Origin of the sequence: Paenimyroides tangerinum (assembly GCF_003865405.1) — a bacterium.
Classification (GTDB): domain Bacteria; phylum Bacteroidota; class Bacteroidia; order Flavobacteriales; family Flavobacteriaceae; genus Flavobacterium; species Flavobacterium tangerinum.
This window is the reverse complement of record NZ_RQVQ01000004.1, coordinates 43,008-62,393: the sequence shown is the minus strand read 5'-3', so window position 1 is coordinate 62,393 and position 19,386 is coordinate 43,008. Positions and strand designations below refer to the sequence as shown.

The following is a 19,386-nucleotide window of genomic DNA, read 5'->3' as shown; positions in this document are numbered from 1 at the left end:
TTATATTTTCTTTTCAAAAATCAATTCTAAAATTCCGTCTTTGTAAAACTTCAACTCATTTCCTTCAGCTTTAAAAGTATTTACTTCATTTAAAGATTTTACAAAATTTTGTTCTAAAGATAAATCTTCACAAAACATTCGAGTTAAGAGAATTTCTTTATATAAAATCTTATCATTATTTAAATCAAATGAACTACTAAACCCATTACAACCAGCATTTCCAGAAGCACGTTTATTTTCGATATCAAATTCAATAAATGGAATAATCAAATTTTGATTTGCTTCAAGTTTTTTAGTTTTAATTTGCTTCAAAAACCATTTTCCAGAAAAAACGTCATCTGCAACAAAATAACCACAACCTTTAAGTTTTGTCGTTTTTTTAAATTGAACAATTTCTACTTCAGCTTTGTAATTATAATCACGATCAGACATTCCGTCAGTGCAAAAATCTTTAGTTAATTTAATCGAGATTGAACCATTTCCATTCACTGTTTTATAAATTCTAGTTTCAGAAAACTTATCTTTAATAGGATTAATATAAGGAAATTCAATTTTTGGACCATCAACTTGAGTATAAGAAATTTTATCCTCAGAAATGTCTATATGCCAAAAAGGTTCAGTTCCTATAATCTTAAAATAAGTTTTCGGATCTAAATCTTTGGTAACTTTTTCAATTTTATCTTTTTTAACTTCTTGCTTTTGTGTAGAACTACAACCATTTAAAAAGATGCTAATAAATAGAAAAGTCGCAAAAGAGAATAGCTTTTTCATAATAATATTTTAATTTAGGCAAATTTAATAAAATAAATCGCAATGAAATCGATGATTTTCTTAAATATTAAAAATAATCAATTAAAAAAAGTACAAAAATAATTCATATTTGTTTTTTTCTTCTAATTTTATAAAAACACAAAAAACGATTAAAACATAATAACAAACCATTATTAATTATGAAGGAAATTTTTAAGAAAGTGAGTCAAATCATTTCTGAAAACACTTATGACGAATTAAAAACAATTAAATTAGAAAAACCAGAGTATTTCAACTGGGTAGAAGAGATTTTTGAAGGAATTCATGTAGCCGAAAGACCAAACAAAACGGCTTTACTTTGGACAAATGGAGAAGAAACCATTGCGTATTCTTTCAAAACTATGTCTGAAAAAGCGAATCAGCTTTTAAACTTTTTAAGAAACAAAGGAGTTAAACAACATGATATCGTTTTAGCTCAAATGATGTTACAACCTTCGAGTTGGCATACTATCTTAACAACAATAAAAGGAGGATTTGAATTGATACCTACAGCAACCATTATGGGTTCTGGAGATTTAGCTTTTCGTTTTGAAAAAACCTTGCCTAAAGTTGTTATTGCAGATGTCGAAAATGCTGCAAAAACTGACGAAGCAGAAAAGGTTTCTGGAAAAAATATTGATATTAAAATTATCTGTGACGGAAAGCGAAATGGATGGTATTCTTTGGAAGATATTGAAAAAGAAAGTACAATTGCTTCAGCAGCTAAAACAAAATCAGATGATACCTTGTTTATGTTTTTCACTTCTGGAACAACCGGAATGCCAAAAATCGTTTGTCATACACAATTCACACATCCAGTTGGACATTTAACAACTTCTTCTTGGATTGGTGTTACTGAAAATGATATTCATTATAATATTTCTCAACCAGGTTGGGGAAAATTTGCTTGGAGTAGTTTCTTTGCACCTTGGAATGTTGGTGCAACCATTTTTACGCATCATACATACGAACGTTTCAGTGCAAATCGAACTTTGTCATTAATAGAGAAACATAAAATCACTACTTTATGTGCGCCTCCAACTGTTTTACGTTTATTTATCCAAGAAGATTTAAAATCATTTGACTTTAGTTTAAGACAATGTGTAGCTGCTGGTGAACCATTAAATCCAGAAATTATTGAAGAATGGAAATCAGGAACAGGAATTTTGATTCGTGATGGATTTGGACAAACTGAAAGTACGTGTTTGGTTGGAAATTTACCAAATGAAAATGTGAAATTTGGTTCAATGGGAAAACCAATGTTTATGTATGATGTTGTTATTGCTGATGAAGATGGTAATATTTTAGCCGATGACGAAGAAGGAAATATTTGCATTCGTATGGATGAAAACACAGTAAATGGAATTTTTAAAGGTTATTTATTCGATAAAGTAAAACAAGCAGAAGTATTTAAAAACGGATTATATTATACTGGAGATAAAGCTTACAGAGATGCAGATGGTTATATTTGGTTTATTGGACGTGATGATGATGTTATCAAAGCTTCTGATTATAGAATTGGTCCATTTGAAGTGGAAAGCGTTTTGCTAGAACATGAAGCTGTGTTAGAATCTGCGGTTGTTGGTTCACCACATCCGATTAAAGGATATGAAGTTAAAGCCTTTATTATTTTAGGAGAAAATCAAGTTCCTTCAGAAGCTTTAGCTAAAGAATTATTTGATTATTCAAGAATACATCTAGCACCGTACAAAATTCCAAGAATTTTAGAATTCGTAACAGAACTTCCAAAGACAATTAGCGGAAAGATTCGAAGAGTTGAAATTAGAGCTAAAGAAGCTGAAAATAAAGCTAAAAAAATCAAATCTGACAATGAATTTTTCTATGTAAAATAGTTTTATTAAAGAAGTAACCTTTGTTACTTCTTTTTTTCTATAAATTAAGTTCTATTCGTAATTTTTATGAAATAATTTAATAACAATTAATAAATATCTCGGTATATTAGCATCGTTAATCTATCAACAAAAAATGAAAAAATATATTTTACTTATTGCAGTCTTCTTTTTAGGTCTAAATTCTTATGCCCAAATAGAAGATACAGATATGGAAGAAATGGTTATTGAACGTATTTCTAAAAAAAATATAGTTGAAATTATTGAAGATATTAAAAAACAAACTTATAAAAATTACTCTGGAGATAATGCCAAATACACCATCACACAGGAAGCTTATCTTGGCAAAACGGATACGTTGATTCACATCAATTCTTTTTATGATATTTCAATGGATTTAAAAAGTAAAAAAATAAACAAAGTAAAAACTTCAAATCCAAAAAATAAAGAATATCAGAAAGAATCGTTTTTTTCTAGATATTCAAATAACGATTCTCCACTTTATTGGCTAACAGAAGTAATTTTACGAAAAAACATAAATATCCCCGAATTAGATTTTTTGAATAATATAAACGATTATCAATACATTCGAACTACAGAAAAAGGAATCACAACCATAACTTTTTTTACAGAAGATTATTACGAAGGTTTTTTTAAGTACGATCAAAAATATAATTTAGTCGAAATTGAATTTTATCTTACAAAACCTTATCCGATTGATCACTCACAGGTAAATAATGGAAAACAGCTGTTTGTAAAAAACTGGATTTTGAATGCTGAAGTTGTTCGTATCAAATTTAAACAAGATAGAAATGGTAAAATTTACATCGATCGTTTAACTGCTTACGAGGAAATGAGAGATTATAATTTTGAAAAATATGATTCGAAAGGTGCAGTTATCATTAAAGATAATAACTTAAATTTCAACTCTTCACTTATCATAAAAAGACAATAGATCGATTTTTAAATCGGTCTTATCACACAAAAAAAGAGTGAGTTCAAAGTTTATTGAACTCACTCTTTTTTTATATAAATCTTTTGAAAATAATTATCTAGCTTTATAAGCTACTAATGCAGCTTTTAAAATTTCCGCAGATTTGATTAAATCTTCTTTCTTTAAAACATAAGCCAAACGAACTTCGTTTAAACCAACACCTGGAGTTGAATAAAATCCCGCAGCTGGAGCAACCATAACCGTTTCACCGTTTAAATCGAAATCTTCTAAAATCCATTTTGCAAAATCTTCTGCATTTTCAACAGGTAATTTTGCAATACAATAAAAAGCTCCTTTTGGGTTAGCTACTTCTACTCCATCGATCGCATTCAACGCATTTACTAAAGTATCACGACGATCTTTATATTCGGTAATTACATCATCAAAATAAGATTGAGGTGTATCTAAAGCAGCTTCAGAAGCAATTTGTGCATACGTTGGCGGAGATAAACGAGCTTGAGCAAACTTCATTGCAGCACTCATAAATTCTTTATTTTTAGAAACTACACATCCAATTCGAGCACCACACATACTGAAACGTTTAGAGACAGAATCAATCATAATTGCATTTTCAGCAATACTTTCTTCATTCATTACAGAAAAATGTTTGAAACCATCATAAGCAAACTCTCTGTAAACTTCGTCAGCAATCAAGAATAAATCGTGTTTTTTAACCAACGCAGCTAATTGCTCAATTTCTTCTTTTGAATATAAATAACCTGTAGGATTTCCTGGATTACAAATTAAAATTGCTTTTGTTTTTGGTGTGATTAATTTCTCAAAATCAGCAATTGGAGGTAAGGCAAATCCCGTTTCGATTCCTGAAATTACTGGAACTACTTTTACACCAGAAGCTGTTGAAAAACCATTGTAATTTGCATAAAAAGGTTCAGGAATAATGATTTCATCACCTTGATCCATCGTGCTTCCCATTGCAAACATTAAAGCTTCAGAACCACCAGTTGTGATGATAATATCTTCTGTATTTATAGGTAAACCTTGCTTTTGATAATAAGCTGCTAATTTATTTCTGTATGATTCAAAACCAGCAGAATGACTGTATTCAAGAACTTCAATATTTGCATTTTTCACTGCGTTTAAAGCAACTTCTGGAGTTTTAATATCTGGCTGACCAATGTTTAAATGGTAAACTTTATTTCCTTTTTTCTTAGCAGTTTCTGCAAATGGAACCAATTTACGAATTGGAGATTCTGGCATCTGCTGCCCTTTATTTGAAATCTTAGGCATAATTTATTTGTTGTAAGTTTAGTTTAAATTTAGTAGTAATTTTCTTTCGCAAATTTAAAACAATATTTATAACCTTATAATTTATTTTCAATCATTAATTATTCGTTAAAAATAAAGTAATACAGTCTAAAAAAGGTATTTTTGTGGAATTTTATTATAGACTACATATATATAATTATGAAGAAGTTATTTACTTTCTTATCCTCGACGCGATTAATGGCAGTTTTGTTCATTATTTTCCCGATTGCATTAGGTTTGGGTACTTTTATCGAAAATGAGTACAACACCGATACAGCTCGAATTCTTATTTACAACGCCAAATGGTTCGAACTTATTATGTTTCTGTTCGTTGTCAATTTTATTGGAAACATCAAACGTTATCAATTATATAAAAAAGAAAAATGGGTAACATTGGTTTTACATCTTTCTTTCATTTTTATCTTAGTTGGTGCTTTCGTAACTCGTTATATCAGTTATGAAGGAATGATGCCAATTAGAGAACAAGCCAAATCAAACCAAATTTTCTCTGACCGCACGTTCTTAACGATTATGACAGACGGAATGGTCGATGGAGAAATGAAACGTAGAACTTTTGAAAATCAACATCTTTTTTCTGGAGCTTTAGATAAAGATAATTTCATCAGTAACTTTGCTTCGAATCATTTTTCTATGAAAAAAGATTTTAATGGAATTCCTTTTAAAGTAGAATTTAAAGATTTCATTATGGGTGCAACAGAACAAATTCAACCAGATGAAAATGGAGTTTATTTCCTTAAAATGGTAGAATCTGGTGATGGATCTCGTCATGAACATTTCTTAAAAGAAGGCGAAGTTCAAAACTTTCATAATGTTTTATATGCCTTTAATAAACCAACTCCTGGAGCAATTAACATTACAAAAGATGGTGACAATTATACAATAGAAACACCATTTGAAGGTAATTTTATGAGAATGGCAGATCAATTTAAAGGTTCTGTTGAAAAAGATCAAACTCAAGAATTAATGTTCCGCTCATTATATAATATTGGTGGCTCTCAATTTGTTTTCCCAGAATTACCAATCAAAGGTAAAATTGGTTTTGTTTCTGATAATAATTTCAAAAATTCAAAAACAAACGATGCATTAATGTTAACTGTTACAACAGAAGACAAAGACGGTAAAGAAGTTTCTGAAGATGTAACTTTACTTGGTTCTAAAGGAATGATGGGAATTCCACAATCTTTTAAATTAGGTGAACTTGAGTTTACTTTAATGTTTGGATCAAAAATTTACACAACTCCATTTGAAGTTCAGTTAAACGATTTCATAGCAAATAAATATCCTGGAACACAAAATAGCTATTCTTCTTTTGAAAGTAAAGTAACTATTATTGATCCTAGCGCTAAAAATTTTGATGCGCATATTTATATGAATAATGTATTGGATTATAAAGGATATCGTTTCTTTCAAGCACAATTCGATGAAGATGAAAAAGGAACTATCTTATCTGTAAGTCACGATTTTTACGGAACTTGGATTACATATATTGGATATACATTATTATATATTAGTATGATTTTACTTTTAGTAACAAAAAACACACGTTTTGATGATTTAAGAAATAAGTTAAACAAAGTACGTGCTAAGAAAAAGAATTTAATTACGGCATTATTATTATTCATTTCGTTAGGTGCATTTGCACAACACGGACACAAAATGCCAACACCACAACAAATTGATTCGCTTTTAGAAGTATCTAAGGTTCCATTAGAACATGCGGATAAATTCGGAAAATTAATCATTCAGGATGCTGGTGGTCGTATGAAACCAATCAACACTTTCTCATCTGAATTATTAAGAAAAGTAAGTAAATCTGACACATATAAAGGTATGGATTCTGATCAGGTTTTACTCTCAATAACGCAATTTCCACAATTATGGTACACTGTTCCGATTATTAATCTTAAAAAAGAAAACGATAGTATTCGTAAAGTAATTGGAATTCCAGCAGATCAAAAATTTGCAGCCTTAATTAATTTCTTCGATGAACAAGGAAACTATAAATTAGTTGAACAATTAGAAGATGCAAATCATGCTTCTGTAAAAAATGCATTTCAAACAGATTTTATTGAAGCTGATAAAAGAGTAAACTTATTATATTCAGCAATTACTGGTCAAATTTTAACTATTTTTCCTGTTCCGTATGATAAAGGAAATAAATGGGTAAACTACTTAGAATTAAACGAATCTGAAATTAAAGGAGAAGATTTACAGTTTACAAAAATTATTTTACCTGCTTATTTAAATTCTTTATTAAAAGGATTAGAAACAAAAGATTATACAAAAGCAGATGAGTTCTTAGAAAATATTAGTCAATACCAACACAAATTTGGTGCTGAAGTAATTCCATCTGATCAACATGTTGAAGCTGAAATTTTATACAACAAATATGATATCTTCAAGAGATTATATTCATGGTATATCTATGCTTTTGTGCTATTATTCACAGTAGTAATCATTCGTATTTTTAAAGATAATAAGGTATTAAAATTAATTACAAATATCTTTATTGGTTTAATTATTACAATGTTTTTATTACATACTGCGGGCTTAGCAGCACGTTGGTACATTTCTGGTCACGCACCATGGTCTGACGCTTATGAATCGATGATTTACGTTGGTTGGGCAACCATGTTATTTGGATTAATATTCGGAAGAAAATCCGAACTTACAATTGCTTCTACAGCTTTTGTTGTTGGTATGATTTTAATGATTGCACATTGGAGTTGGATGGATCCAGCAATTGCAAACTTACAACCTGTACTAAATTCATATTGGTTAATGATTCACGTTTCTATAATTGTAGGTAGTTATGGACCACTTGCTTTAGGAATGATTCTAGGAATTGTAGCTTTATTTTTAATGGTATTTACTACTAAGAAAAACAAAGCTAAGATGGATTTAAACATAAAAGAGATTACTTACATCAACGAAATGGCTTTAACTTGTGGTTTGGTTATGTTAACGATCGGAAACTTCTTAGGTGGTCAATGGGCTAACGAAAGTTGGGGACGCTATTGGGGATGGGATCCAAAAGAAACTTGGGCATTAGTCAGTATTATGGTTTATGCTTTTGTAATTCACATGCGTTTTGTTCCTTCTTTACGTGGAACATGGATTTATAACTTTATGTCAGTAATTGCGTTCTATGCAATTACAATGACTTATTTCGGTGTAAACTTCTACTTATCTGGATTACATTCATACGCAAAAGGAGATCAAGTTGTAACTCCAACATTTATTTGGTGGTCAGTTGCTTTTGTTTCTACTTTAGGCGCACTTGCTTATTATAAATACAGAATTCATTACAAGAAATAAATTGAATTCATCAAACATTAAAAAAACGGAGTAGAATATATTTTCTACTCCGTTTTTTTATTGTTTGAAAGAAGTATATTTATAGCAATTACATTTTTTTAATAGAATATTCATATTCAAAAATCCCTCAATATAATTAGGAAAATTGGATTCGCTTATAACCTCAAAACAAAAAAAACGTATATAACTTGAATGTTATATACGTTTTTTTTATGATTGAAATTCTTTAAAAAATCTATTTTTCTGAATCTAAATAAAGCTGAATTTCGTCCATTAAACTATTAATTGATTCATTCTGACTATTTATACTTTTAGCTTGCTTTAAAAATTCTAAAGCTTCTTTATAAATCCCAATTTTTTGTTGTTTCAATGCTTTGAATTTTTGTTGACCTGCATTAGAAGTACCTGTATTATTCATTTCATTGGTAATCTCAGTGTCTTTTTTCAAAGTTAAATTCGCTAAACCTAAATAAGCATTTTCGAGTTTTGGATCAATTTGAATAGCTTTTTGAAAATAATTTTTAGCTACATCATCTTTGTTTTCATTTGATGCAATAATCCCCAAGTTATAATTCAACAATGCGTTAATTGGATTTTTAGCTAAAGCTGCATTTGCAATTTCTACAAATTTATCATTTCTATTCGTTTGGCTATATAAATTCAACAAACTCATTAAAACGTCATTATCATCCGGATTGTTTTGATATGCTTTTGTAATATATTGTTCAGCTTCAGAATAATTTTCTTTATTCATTAAAATTAAAGAAAGGTTTTTCAGGATTTCACCACGTTGACTTGGCTCTGTAACCGTTTTTGGCTGAACGTGAGTTCCTTGACGAACTAATAAATCACGCATTTTTTTATCATTTCCAAACGATTGAACTGCTCCATTTGCTTTTTCTACTGCAGTGTAATAAACAGTTTTTCCATCATAATTCAGATTTACTAACTCTTTGTATTTACTCTCAGCAAAATCGTAATCATTAGCACTAATTGCTGTTGAGGCTGCATAATAAAGATAAACCGTATCTTTTGGACTTAATTGATATCCTAAATCAAATTTACGAGATGCATCTTTAAATTTACCTTTTGTATTATCTGCAACGGCTTCATTTACAATTTGAGCTAAAAGCAATGTCGTTATTGGCTCTGCTTTAGCTGAATATTTATTATTCTTAGAAGCTTTTTCAATTTCAGTTACTTTTTTAAATGCTTCAACAGCTTTAACTACATTTTTTTCTTGGTCTTGAGTTGCAGCTAAATTCAATGCTGTTTGACCAATTAAAAAATAATATTCTGCTTTTTGCTCATCATTTGCAGAACCTAATAAAGGTTCAACTTTCTCCAAAGCTACACGAGCCTCAGAGAAGTTTTTTTTATCCACTAATTTTGAAGCTTCTTTTAACTCTGCTTTTTGAGCTGTTGCTGATAAAGAAACTAAAGCAATAGAAATTGCAAAAAATTTATTTTTCATTATTCTTCAGAATTTTCTTGTTCTACATCTGTATCATCTTCTTCGATGATTTCATCCTCTTCGATTTCGTCTTCAACTGGAGGTAAAATTTCAGCATCTTCAGGAGCTACTAAATTAGTAGTATCAACCTCTTCTTCTTCATCTTTCATTACTTTAGCAACAGCAGCAATCGAATCGTTTCCTTTGATATTAATCAAACGAACACCTTGAGTTGCACGTCCCATCACACGTAAATCAGAAACACGAATACGAATCGTTAAACCTGATTTGTTAATAATCATTAAATCATCATTATCTGTAACTGAATTTAACGAAACTAATAAACCTGTTTTCTCAGTGATATTCATTGTTTTAACACCTTTTCCTCCACGATTTGTTTCACGATATTCATCTAAAGAAGAACGTTTACCATAACCATTTTCAGAAACAACTAAAATTTCGCTATTCATATCGCTAACAGCAACCATTCCAATAACTTCATCTTTATCGTGAGCTAAAGTAATTCCACGAACTCCAGAAGCTGTTCTTCCCATCGGACGTGTTTTAGCTTCATCAAAACGAACTAATTTTCCTGAACGAGCAGCAACTAAAACTTTAGAATTTCCGTCAGTTAATTTAGCTTCGAATAATTCGTCATCTTCTTTAATTGTAATCGCATTAATACCATTTAAACGTGGACGAGAATATTGTTCAAGAGGCGTTTTCTTAACCTGACCTTGTTTTGTAACCATTATCACATAATGATTATTGATGTATTCTTCGTCTTTTAAATCTTGTGTACAAATGAATGCTTTTACTTTATCATCATTTTCAATGTTGATGATATTTTGAATTGCACGACCTTTTGCTTGTTTACTTCCTTCTGGAATTTCGTAAACACGCATCCAGAAACATTTTCCTTTTTGTGTAAAGAACAACATGTATTGGTGATTTGTTGCCACATACATATGTTCTAAGAAATCTTGGTCTCTTGTCCCAGCAGATTTTTGTCCAACTCCACCTCTATTCTGTGTTTTGTATTCAGAAAGTGGTGTACGTTTGATATAACCTGCGTGAGAAATTGTGATTACAACTTGCTCATCTGGAATTAAATCTTCGATATTCATTTCTCCACCAGCATACTCAATTTGAGAACGACGAGCATCACCATATTTATCACGGATTTCAGCAAGCTCATCCTTAATCACTCCCATAAGTAATTCTTTACTTGCTAATAACGATTCTAAATATTCGATTAATTTCATAATATCATCGTATTCAGCACGTAGTTTATCTTGCTCTAGTCCAGTTAATTGACGTAAACGCATTTCAACAATAGCACGAGCTTGAATTTCAGATAACGAAAAACGTTCAATTAAACGTTCACGAGCTTCATCTGCGTTTTTAGAACCACGAATGATTGCAATAACTTCATCAATATTATCAGAAGCAATGATTAAACCTTCAAGAATATGAGCTCTTTCTTGAGCTTTTCTTAATTCGTATTGTGTTCTTCTAGTTACAACTTCAAAACGGTGGTTAACAAAATGAAGAATCAAATCTTTTAGATTCAACATCTCAGGACGTCCGTTAACCAATGCAATATTATTTACACTGAAAGAAGATTGTAACTGTGTATATTTATAAAGTGTGTTTAAAACAATATTTGGAATTGCATCACGCTTTAAAATATAAACGATACGCATACCTTTTCTATCCGATTCATCACGAATATTAGAAATCCCTTCAATTTTATGGTCATTAACTAATTCAGCAGTTTTTTTAATCATATCTGCCTTATTAACTTGGTAAGGAATTTCTGTTACGATAATACAATCTCTTCCATCTACCGTTTCAAAAGCAGCCTTAGCACGCATTACAATACGTCCACGACCAGTTTTAAAAGCTTCGCGAACACCTTCATATCCGTAAATAACTCCACCAGTAGGGAAATCTGGAGCTTTGATGTGTTGCATTAACTCATCAATCTCAATATCATTATTATCAATATAAGCTAAAGTTCCATCAATAACTTCATTTAAGTTATGAGGTGCCATATTTGTAGCCATACCAACTGCAATTCCAGAAGCTCCATTTATTAATAAAACAGGAACTTTTGTAGGCATAACTTTTGGTTCTTCTAAAGTATCATCAAAATTTGGCTGAAAATCAACAGTTTCTTTTTCTAAATCTGCGATAATTTCTTCAGCTATTTTCTTCATTCTAGCCTCAGTATAACGCATTGCTGCGGGGCTATCACCATCAACAGAACCAAAGTTACCTTGTCCATCAACTAAAAGATATCTTAAACTCCAATCTTGAGCCATACGAACCATTGCGTCGTAAACAGAAGAATCCCCATGTGGGTGAAACTTACCTAATACTTCTCCAACAATTCTAGCAGACTTTTTATATGGTTTAGTTGCAGTTACTCCTAGTTCATGCATTCCGAATAAAACTCTTCGGTGAACAGGTTTTAAACCATCTCTAACATCTGGAAGCGCTCTAGAAACAATAACCGACATAGAATAATCTATGTATGAAGATTTCATTTCGTCTTCGATGTTAATAGGAATTAACTTTTCTCCTTCAGACATCATAATTTATATAAGTTTATTTTTATCAATAATTAACGGCTAATATACGCAATTTTAAGCTTATTAGCAACCTGATTTTGAATTCTTATTAACATCAAAATGTTTAAAAAACACAAAAAAAGAACCTTAAAATAAATTAAGATTCTCTTTTCTATTACATTTCAACTAAATAAATATCAGATGAATTACGTTTTATATTTGTAAACTCAAAACCTCCGGGCTCCGGAATCATTTCAACCAAATGAAAAACAGTACATTTTTTTGGCAATCCTTTAAAAAACAACGTAAAATTCAATGGTTTATTCGCAGGTATTCTTGTCCAATCTGGAGCAATTGAAATCCCTTCTGAATGCACCATTGGATACCTAACTCCAGTACTAGCATCAATTAAAAAAGTTGTCTTCCAAATTCGCGCAGCATCCTCTTCTTCTGAGGAATGAATTTTAAAATGCACAATAACTTGACTTTCCTCTTGAGTCAATTCAAAAAGCTCAAATTGTAATTCCTCACAAATATCAAAGTCGTAATTTACTTCTTCTTTTTCAATTACACGATTTCCATTTTTCACTTTCATAATCAAAACACTTAAAATACAAGCAAAAAAAAGCGGTTCGCAGGAACCGCTTTTTAGGGTGAAAGACGGGTCTCGAACCCGCGACCTTCGGAACCACAATCCGACGCTCTAACCAACTGAGCTACAATCACCGTTTGGGAGTTTTATTTGAAAAGTCAACTCTGAACTTTTTGGGTGAAAGACGGGTCTCGAACCCGCGACCTTCGGAACCACAATCCGACGCTCTAACCAACTGAGCTACAATCACCGTGTTTGTTTAACGAGTGCAAATATAGCAAGAAATCAATACCTCACAAAGTTTTTTTATTGAATTTTACAGTAAATTATCTAAGCTATTGACTGCCAAATATCTTTCTGTTGTGAATCCTTCAGCATAATCAACAAAAACTAGTCTTCCAAGGTCACGAGCACGATAATTTATGCTATCTGTGAAGTTTTTTGTTGCAATCGGCGATACAGGTTCTTTTGAATTTGGGTCATAAAATTGCGAACTGTAAGCCATAACAGCTTTTTCTTTGATTTCCATAAAACCAGATACATCAACAACAAAATCTGGTTCAATGTTTTTCCACTGAATGTAATGGTAAACAATTTTTGGACGCCAAGCTTCTTGACGCTCACCATCTAATACCGTCTCAATTCTTCTCAATCCTGAAAGAAAACAAGCATCAGAAACCAATTTACTTCCCTTTCCGTGGTCAATATGACGGTCATCAATCGCATTACATAAAACAATTTCAGGTTTGTATTTACGAATCATTTTGATAATTTCAAATTGATGCTTTTCATCATTTACAAAGAAACCATCTCTGAAACGTAAATTTTCACGAACAGAAACTCCTAATATTTGTGCAGCTTCGGCAGCTTCTTTATCACGAATTTCTGCGGAACCACGAGTTCCTAATTCACCACGTGTTAAATCAACTATTCCAACTTTTTTACCTAAACTAATTTCTTTTGCAACAGTTGCACCGCAACCTAATTCAACATCATCTGGATGCGCACCAAAAGCCAATATATCTAATTTCATTATCCTAATATTTTTTTTATTGTTTTTGATTTATTTATCGTTTCAATAAATTCATTTTCTGGAACACTATCTTTTGTAATTCCGCCTCCAATAAATAAGTTTGCAATTTCTTTTTCTAATTCCATACAACGAAGATTTACAAATATATCGGATTTATTATCTTCATTATTTTCAAAATCTTTATTTATTTCACCTAAAAAACCTGAATAAAATTTACGATTATAACCTTCGTTTTTTATTATAAATTCCTTGGCTTCCTTCTTTGGCAAACCGCATAAAGCTGGAGTTGGATGCAAAGCTAAAACAATATCCGATAGCATAACTTCAGATTTTATTTCGGCAGAAACATCAGTTTTTATATGTAATAAATTTCCAGCTTGCGCTGTAAAAGGTTTCGTTTTTGTAATATTTTTCACAAAAGGTTTTAAGCTCTCTTCAATAAACTGAGTAACAAACAATTGCTCTTCTTTTTCTTTATCACCCCAAGTAACTTTTTGATTTTCAATAAAAAGCTGAGTTCCAGCTAAAGCGACTGTTGAAATAATATTTTCGTTAATTTTAACCAACTGTTCTGGAGTTGCACCTAACCACATTCCTACTTTTGGATGATAAAAACAATAACAAAAAGCAGATTTGTAAGTTTGTATCAACTTCTTAAAATAAGAAATAAAATCGGATTGATTTGCAGGAACTGATTCTTTACGAGAAAGTACAACTTTTGAAAATTGATTTAGTTTAATTGCTTCTACTCCTTTTTCAACTAAATTAATATGAAACGTTTTTACATTATTCGAAGGTAAAATATCTATAAATTCAGTTAAGCTTTCATCAAAATTAAAACTTGCTTTTTTTATTATTTCAGAATTTTGTTCATCAAAAAAAATAAAATCATCACCATCAAACGGAGCAAAAACAAATCCTTTTTTATCTAATTTTTCATTGAAACTTAACGAATCGTCAAGAGATAAAAAAGCAATTATTTTATCGGAGTTGGGTTTATTATATATTACAAAAGGAAAATTTTTATCAAATTGCTGTTGAATACTTTCAAAAAAAACATCCATTTATTTTTGTTTTGGCATTACAATATTCGTCAATTTACAAAGTGAAATCAAATTACCTTCTTCATCTTCTATTTTGATTTCCCATAAATGCAAAGTTTTACCTTTATGAATAATTTTCGCAGTTGCAAAAACTTCACCTTCACGTTTACTTTTTAAATGATTTGCAGAAATTTCTATACCACGAATTTCATCCGTTTCTGGATTTGAAAATAACATTGAAGCTGCACTTCCGACACTTTCAGCCAAAGCAACACTCGCTCCACCATGAAGCAATCCCATTGGTTGATGTACTTTAGAATTCACAGGCATTTTCGCCTTTAAAAAACCATCACCAACATCAATATATTCAATAGAAAGTGTTTCCATCAATGTGTTTTTAGAATATTTAGCGCAACTTTCTAAAATTTTATTTTTTGTAATATCATCCATTTCAAATAGTTATAAAAATCTAATTTTTATCAGAATAGAAAATAAAATTACTAAAAATATTATGGATAATACTTAATCTATGTCAATAAATTAAATCTACTAAAGTATAGGCATTCGTTATGCAAAAGCATTTCTGTTTGATTAAAAAGTAGTATTTTTGTTGATTAATAAAAAAGTGAATATTTCTATAATGGAAGATTTAAATAAAGAAGTTTTTGAAGCTTTTGAAGTTATCAAAAACGGCGGTATTATCTTATATCCAACGGATACCGTTTGGGGAATTGGTTGTGACGCAACAAATGAAGAAGCTGTAAAAAAAATATACGATTTAAAAAAACGTACCGAATCTAAAAGTATGATTGTTTTGGTTAACGGCGACCGTTTACTTTACAATGTATTTAGTCAGATTCCTGAAGTTGCTTTTGATATTTTAGATTGTTCAGAAAAGCCAACTACTTTGGTTTTAGACAATCCGAGAAATGTTGCTAAAAACATAATTGCACCTGACAATTCGTTAGGAATAAGAATTGTTGAAACGCCTTTTTGTTTCCGATTAATTGAACGAATGAAAAAACCTTTAGTTTCGACTTCTGCAAATATCAGCGGCGCTCCTACTCCAACTTCTTTTGCAGAAATTAGCGATGAAATTAAAAATGGAGTTGATTATATTGTTGGATTAGATAAAGATGTAAAACGTTCTAAATCATCAACTGTAATTAAATTAACAAGCGATAGTAAAGTTACTATTTTAAGAAAATAATTTCCGAAAAGAAATAATAAATGATTGAATCAAATAATTATAAAGAAGCTCTTCAAAATCCTATTTTTGAAATCATTTCAAAAGCTGCCGAACAATTAAACGTTCAAAGTTATGTGATTGGAGGTTTTGTAAGAGATTATATATTAGAACGAAACTCGAAAAAAGACATTGATATTGTTGCTGTTGGAAGCGGAATTGAATTGGCTTTACAGGTTTCAGAATTATTACCAAACAAACCAAAAGTTCAAGTTTTCAAGAATTATGGAACGGCAATGTTACGTTTTGAAGATATTGATATTGAATTTGTTGGCGCAAGAAAAGAATCGTATCAAGCAGATAGCAGAAATCCAATGGTGGAAGATGGAACTTTAGAGGACGACCAAAACCGAAGAGATTTTACAATAAATGCATTAGCTTTTTCTTTAAACAAAGAAACTTATGGAGATTTAGTTGACCCATTTAACGGAATTCAAGATTTAAAAGACAAACGTATTGTAACTCCACTAGAACCAAATATTACGTATTCTGACGACCCGTTGCGAATGATGCGTGCCATTCGTTTTGCAAATCAATTGAATTTTACAATTGACGAAACTTCATTAAAATCTATCACTGAAAATTCAGAAAGAATTGATATCATTTCTGGCGAACGAATCGTTGAAGAATTGAATAAGATTTTGATGTGTGATACACCTTCAAAAGGTTTTTTACTTTTATATAAAACCAATCTTTTAGAACGTATTTTACCTGAATTAACGGCTCTAAATAGCGTCGAAGAAATTGAAGGACAAACTCATAAAAATAACTTTTATCATACGTTAGAAGTTGTAGATAACATCTGTAAAAACACAGATGATGTTTGGTTGCGATGGTCGGCATTATTACACGATATTGGAAAAGCTCCAACCAAAAGATATAACAAAAAACAAGGATGGACGTTTCACGGACACGAATTTTTAGGTGGGAAAATGGTAAAGAAAATCTTCCAAAGATTACATATGCCATTAAACCATAAAATGCGTTTTGTTCAAAAAATGGTTATTATGAGTTCAAGACCGATTGTTTTATCAGAAGAAGCGGTTACCGATTCGGCAGTTCGTAGATTAGTTTTTGATGCAGGTGAAGATGTAGAAAATTTAATGACTTTATGTGAAGCTGATATCACTACAAAAAATCCAAAGAAATTTAAAAAATACCATAACAATTTTACGATTGTTAGAAAAAAAATAGTTGAAGTTGAAGAACGCGACCACGTTCGAAATTTTCAACCACCAATTACTGGAGAAGAGATTATGGAAATTTTCAATCTTCCGCCTTCACGTGAAATTGGCCAATTAAAAGAATCGATTAAAGAAGCTATTCTTGAAGGAGAGATTCCGAATGAATATGAAGCTGCTTACGATTTTATGATGAAAAAAGCTACAATAATGGGATTACAAGTTGTGAATCCGAAAATGTAAAATATGAAAAACACTGCATTTCTTAAGATGGCTAAAACTTCATTGGTTTTAGTTTATTTAGTAATTATTGCTGGAGCAACAGTTAGAATGACAGGTTCTGGAATGGGTTGTCCAGATTGGCCAAAATGTTTTGGTTATTACATTCCACCAACCGACGTTCAAGAATTAACTTGGGAAGCTTATCACGAATATGAAAAAGGTCAAGTAATTATGAAAGATGAAAAATTATTTGTAGCGAAAGAAACTTTTACTTCTGATGAGATGTACCATCCAGAATATTGGAAGGAATATACCAAACACGATTATGCTGAGTTTAATCCAATGCATACTTGGGTGGAATATATCAATCGTTTATTCGGAGCATTAGCAGGAGTTGCTTGTTTTATTTTAGGAATTATGTCTTTCCGTTTTTGGAAAACTAAAAAATCTGTAGTTGCTTGGTCTTGGATTGTTGTTTTCTTACTTGGCTTTAATGCTTGGCTTGGCGCAACAGTTGTGTATTCAGTTTTAAGTCCGGTTAAAATCACAACTCATATGATTGCTGCTTTATTAAATGTTGCGGCATTGATTTATGTAATTCATTTAGCTAAAGAAAATCATAATTACAAAAAATACAATCCTACATTTAAATTCTTTTTATGGATTTCTATGATTTTAACTTTGATTCAAGTTGGAATCGGAACTCAAGTTCGTGAATTTGTTGACCATCAAGTAAAAGCTGGAATTGGTAATGAATTTTTATGGTTACAGAATCCAGATGTAACATTTTACGTTCATAGAACCTTTTCAATCATTGTTTTACTAGTCAATTTATATTTATATTTAAGAAACAAAAGATTAAATCTTGGATTTACGAATTTAAATTGGGTAATGCTTTTATTATTATTAGAAATCGGAACAGGAATTGCTATGAATTATTTCGGATTTCCGTTTGGTTCTCAAGCTGCACACTTGGTTTTAGCAGCTATTTTATACGGAATTCAATTCTCATTAATTTTAGATAGTAGTAAAAAACATAGTATTTTAGAATAATTATGAAAAAGATTTTAGTTGCAATTACTTTACTTTATCAAGCTTCAAGTTTTGCATCAAATGGAAATGGCTTATGGTTAATGTATTTTGGAAATGTTTCTGTAAAAGAAACTCCACTCAAAGTTCATTACGAAATACAAGATAGAAATCATAATATAGGTACAGATTTAAACCAAATATTAGTTCGTGGCGCACTTCAATACAATTTTAAAAATGAAATTACATTTGGAGCTGGATACGGATTCATTCAAACAGAAAAAGAATTTACACCTGATTTACCAGTTCGTGAAAATAGAATTTATCAAGAAGCTTTAATGCAACAAAACGTTTCTAAATTAAACTTCAAACATCGTTTTCGATATGAACAACGATTTATTGAAAACACCGATTTTAAAACACGTTTTCGTTATCAGTTGGGATTAGATATTCCTGTTTATAATACAGATTGTGGAAAGAATTTTTATGCAACAGCTTATAACGAAATTTTTATAAACGGTGAAAAAACAGAAACATCTGGACTATTCGATAGAAATCGATTGTTTATTGGAGCTGGAGTTAAACTGAATAAAAAATTAGCTTTTCAGGCTGGATGGATGAATCAAATGTTAGAAAATTCTTCGAATCAGCAATTTATGATTTCGTTACATCATCAATTGAAATGGAAATAAAATTAAAAACTCGTATTTTGTAAATGCGAGTTTTTTTTTAAAAGTAGATTTTAATCGTAAAAAAAATATACATTTGAAAAA

15 protein-coding genes and 2 tRNA genes are annotated in these 19,386 nt (G+C 30.5%); 7 read left to right on the top strand and 10 right to left on the bottom strand.

Annotated elements, in window-relative coordinates; genetic code table 11:
• Positions 1-771: an META domain-containing protein gene (locus EG240_RS02460; protein ID WP_125017054.1), complete on the bottom strand. Its 771-nt coding sequence runs from the start codon at positions 769-771 to the stop codon at positions 1-3.
• A 179-nt stretch (positions 772-950) separates the two neighbouring features.
• On the opposite strand from EG240_RS02460, the gene EG240_RS02455 reads away from it, so the two are divergent.
• The gene (locus tag EG240_RS02455) at positions 951-2,642 is read left to right on the top strand and encodes an acyl-CoA synthetase (protein WP_125017052.1); all 1,692 of its coding nucleotides are present in this window, start codon (positions 951-953) and stop codon (positions 2,640-2,642) included.
• A gap of 133 nt (positions 2,643-2,775) precedes the next feature.
• Complete coding sequence (locus tag EG240_RS02450; RefSeq protein WP_125017050.1) at positions 2,776-3,594, top strand: hypothetical protein; 819 nt, start codon at positions 2,776-2,778, stop codon at positions 3,592-3,594.
• A 93-nt stretch (positions 3,595-3,687) separates the two neighbouring features.
• Here EG240_RS02450 and EG240_RS02445 read toward each other — a convergent pair whose 3' ends face one another.
• Positions 3,688-4,881 carry a pyridoxal phosphate-dependent aminotransferase gene (locus EG240_RS02445; protein ID WP_125017048.1) on the bottom strand — a complete coding sequence of 398 codons (1,194 nt, stop codon included), beginning with the start codon at positions 4,879-4,881 and terminating at the stop codon, positions 3,688-3,690.
• 174 nt (positions 4,882-5,055) lie between these two features.
• Between EG240_RS02445 and ccsA the strand changes: the two genes are divergently transcribed.
• Positions 5,056-8,238 (top strand): cytochrome c biogenesis protein CcsA, encoded by a 3,183-nt coding sequence (gene ccsA / locus EG240_RS02440; RefSeq protein WP_125017186.1) that lies wholly within the window; start codon positions 5,056-5,058, stop codon positions 8,236-8,238.
• Between the two features lie 235 nt (positions 8,239-8,473).
• On the opposite strand, the gene EG240_RS02435 is transcribed toward ccsA, so the two are convergent.
• From EG240_RS02435 to EG240_RS02400, 8 genes are all read right to left on the bottom strand, one after another.
• Positions 8,474-9,712: a tetratricopeptide repeat protein gene (locus EG240_RS02435; RefSeq protein WP_125017046.1), complete on the bottom strand. Its 1,239-nt coding sequence runs from the start codon at positions 9,710-9,712 to the stop codon at positions 8,474-8,476.
• On the bottom strand, positions 9,712-12,288 hold the full coding sequence (gene gyrA / locus EG240_RS02430) for a DNA gyrase subunit A (RefSeq protein WP_125017184.1): 2,577 nt from the start codon (positions 12,286-12,288) through the stop codon (positions 9,712-9,714). Before gyrA ends, EG240_RS02435 begins: the two co-directional genes overlap by 1 nt.
• Before the next feature lie 154 nt (positions 12,289-12,442).
• On the bottom strand, positions 12,443-12,862 hold the full coding sequence (locus tag EG240_RS02425) for a hypothetical protein (protein ID WP_235830322.1): 420 nt from the start codon (positions 12,860-12,862) through the stop codon (positions 12,443-12,445).
• 56 nt (positions 12,863-12,918) lie between these two features.
• A tRNA-His gene (locus EG240_RS02420) sits at positions 12,919-12,994 on the bottom strand.
• Between the two features lie 40 nt (positions 12,995-13,034).
• A tRNA-His gene (locus EG240_RS02415) sits at positions 13,035-13,110 on the bottom strand.
• 65 nt (positions 13,111-13,175) lie between these two features.
• Complete coding sequence (gene bshB1, locus EG240_RS02410) at positions 13,176-13,892, bottom strand: bacillithiol biosynthesis deacetylase BshB1 (protein WP_125017044.1); 717 nt, start codon at positions 13,890-13,892, stop codon at positions 13,176-13,178.
• Positions 13,892-14,956: a chorismate-binding protein gene (locus EG240_RS02405; RefSeq protein WP_125017042.1), complete on the bottom strand. Its 1,065-nt coding sequence runs from the start codon at positions 14,954-14,956 to the stop codon at positions 13,892-13,894. Before EG240_RS02405 ends, bshB1 begins: the two co-directional genes overlap by 1 nt.
• Positions 14,957-15,385 carry a PaaI family thioesterase gene (locus EG240_RS02400; protein WP_125017040.1) on the bottom strand — a complete coding sequence of 143 codons (429 nt, stop codon included), beginning with the start codon at positions 15,383-15,385 and terminating at the stop codon, positions 14,957-14,959.
• A 190-nt stretch (positions 15,386-15,575) separates the two neighbouring features.
• Between EG240_RS02400 and EG240_RS02395 the strand changes: the two genes are divergently transcribed.
• Genes EG240_RS02395 through EG240_RS02380 form a run of 4 tightly spaced genes read left to right on the top strand, consistent with a single transcriptional unit; the run spans position 15,576 to position 19,305 of the window.
• A complete protein-coding gene (locus tag EG240_RS02395; RefSeq protein ID WP_125017180.1) occupies positions 15,576-16,145 on the top strand; it encodes an L-threonylcarbamoyladenylate synthase in 570 nt (189 codons plus the stop codon).
• Positions 16,146-16,165: 20 nt separating this feature from the next.
• Positions 16,166-17,605 carry a CCA tRNA nucleotidyltransferase gene (locus EG240_RS02390; protein ID WP_125017038.1) on the top strand — a complete coding sequence of 480 codons (1,440 nt, stop codon included), beginning with the start codon at positions 16,166-16,168 and terminating at the stop codon, positions 17,603-17,605.
• 3 nt (positions 17,606-17,608) lie between these two features.
• Positions 17,609-18,637, top strand: coding sequence for a COX15/CtaA family protein (locus tag EG240_RS02385; protein ID WP_125017036.1), 1,029 nt, complete (start codon positions 17,609-17,611; stop codon positions 18,635-18,637).
• A 2-nt stretch (positions 18,638-18,639) separates the two neighbouring features.
• Positions 18,640-19,305, top strand: coding sequence for a DUF2490 domain-containing protein (locus EG240_RS02380; protein WP_125017034.1), 666 nt, complete (start codon positions 18,640-18,642; stop codon positions 19,303-19,305).
• Positions 19,306-19,386 lie beyond the last annotated feature (81 nt).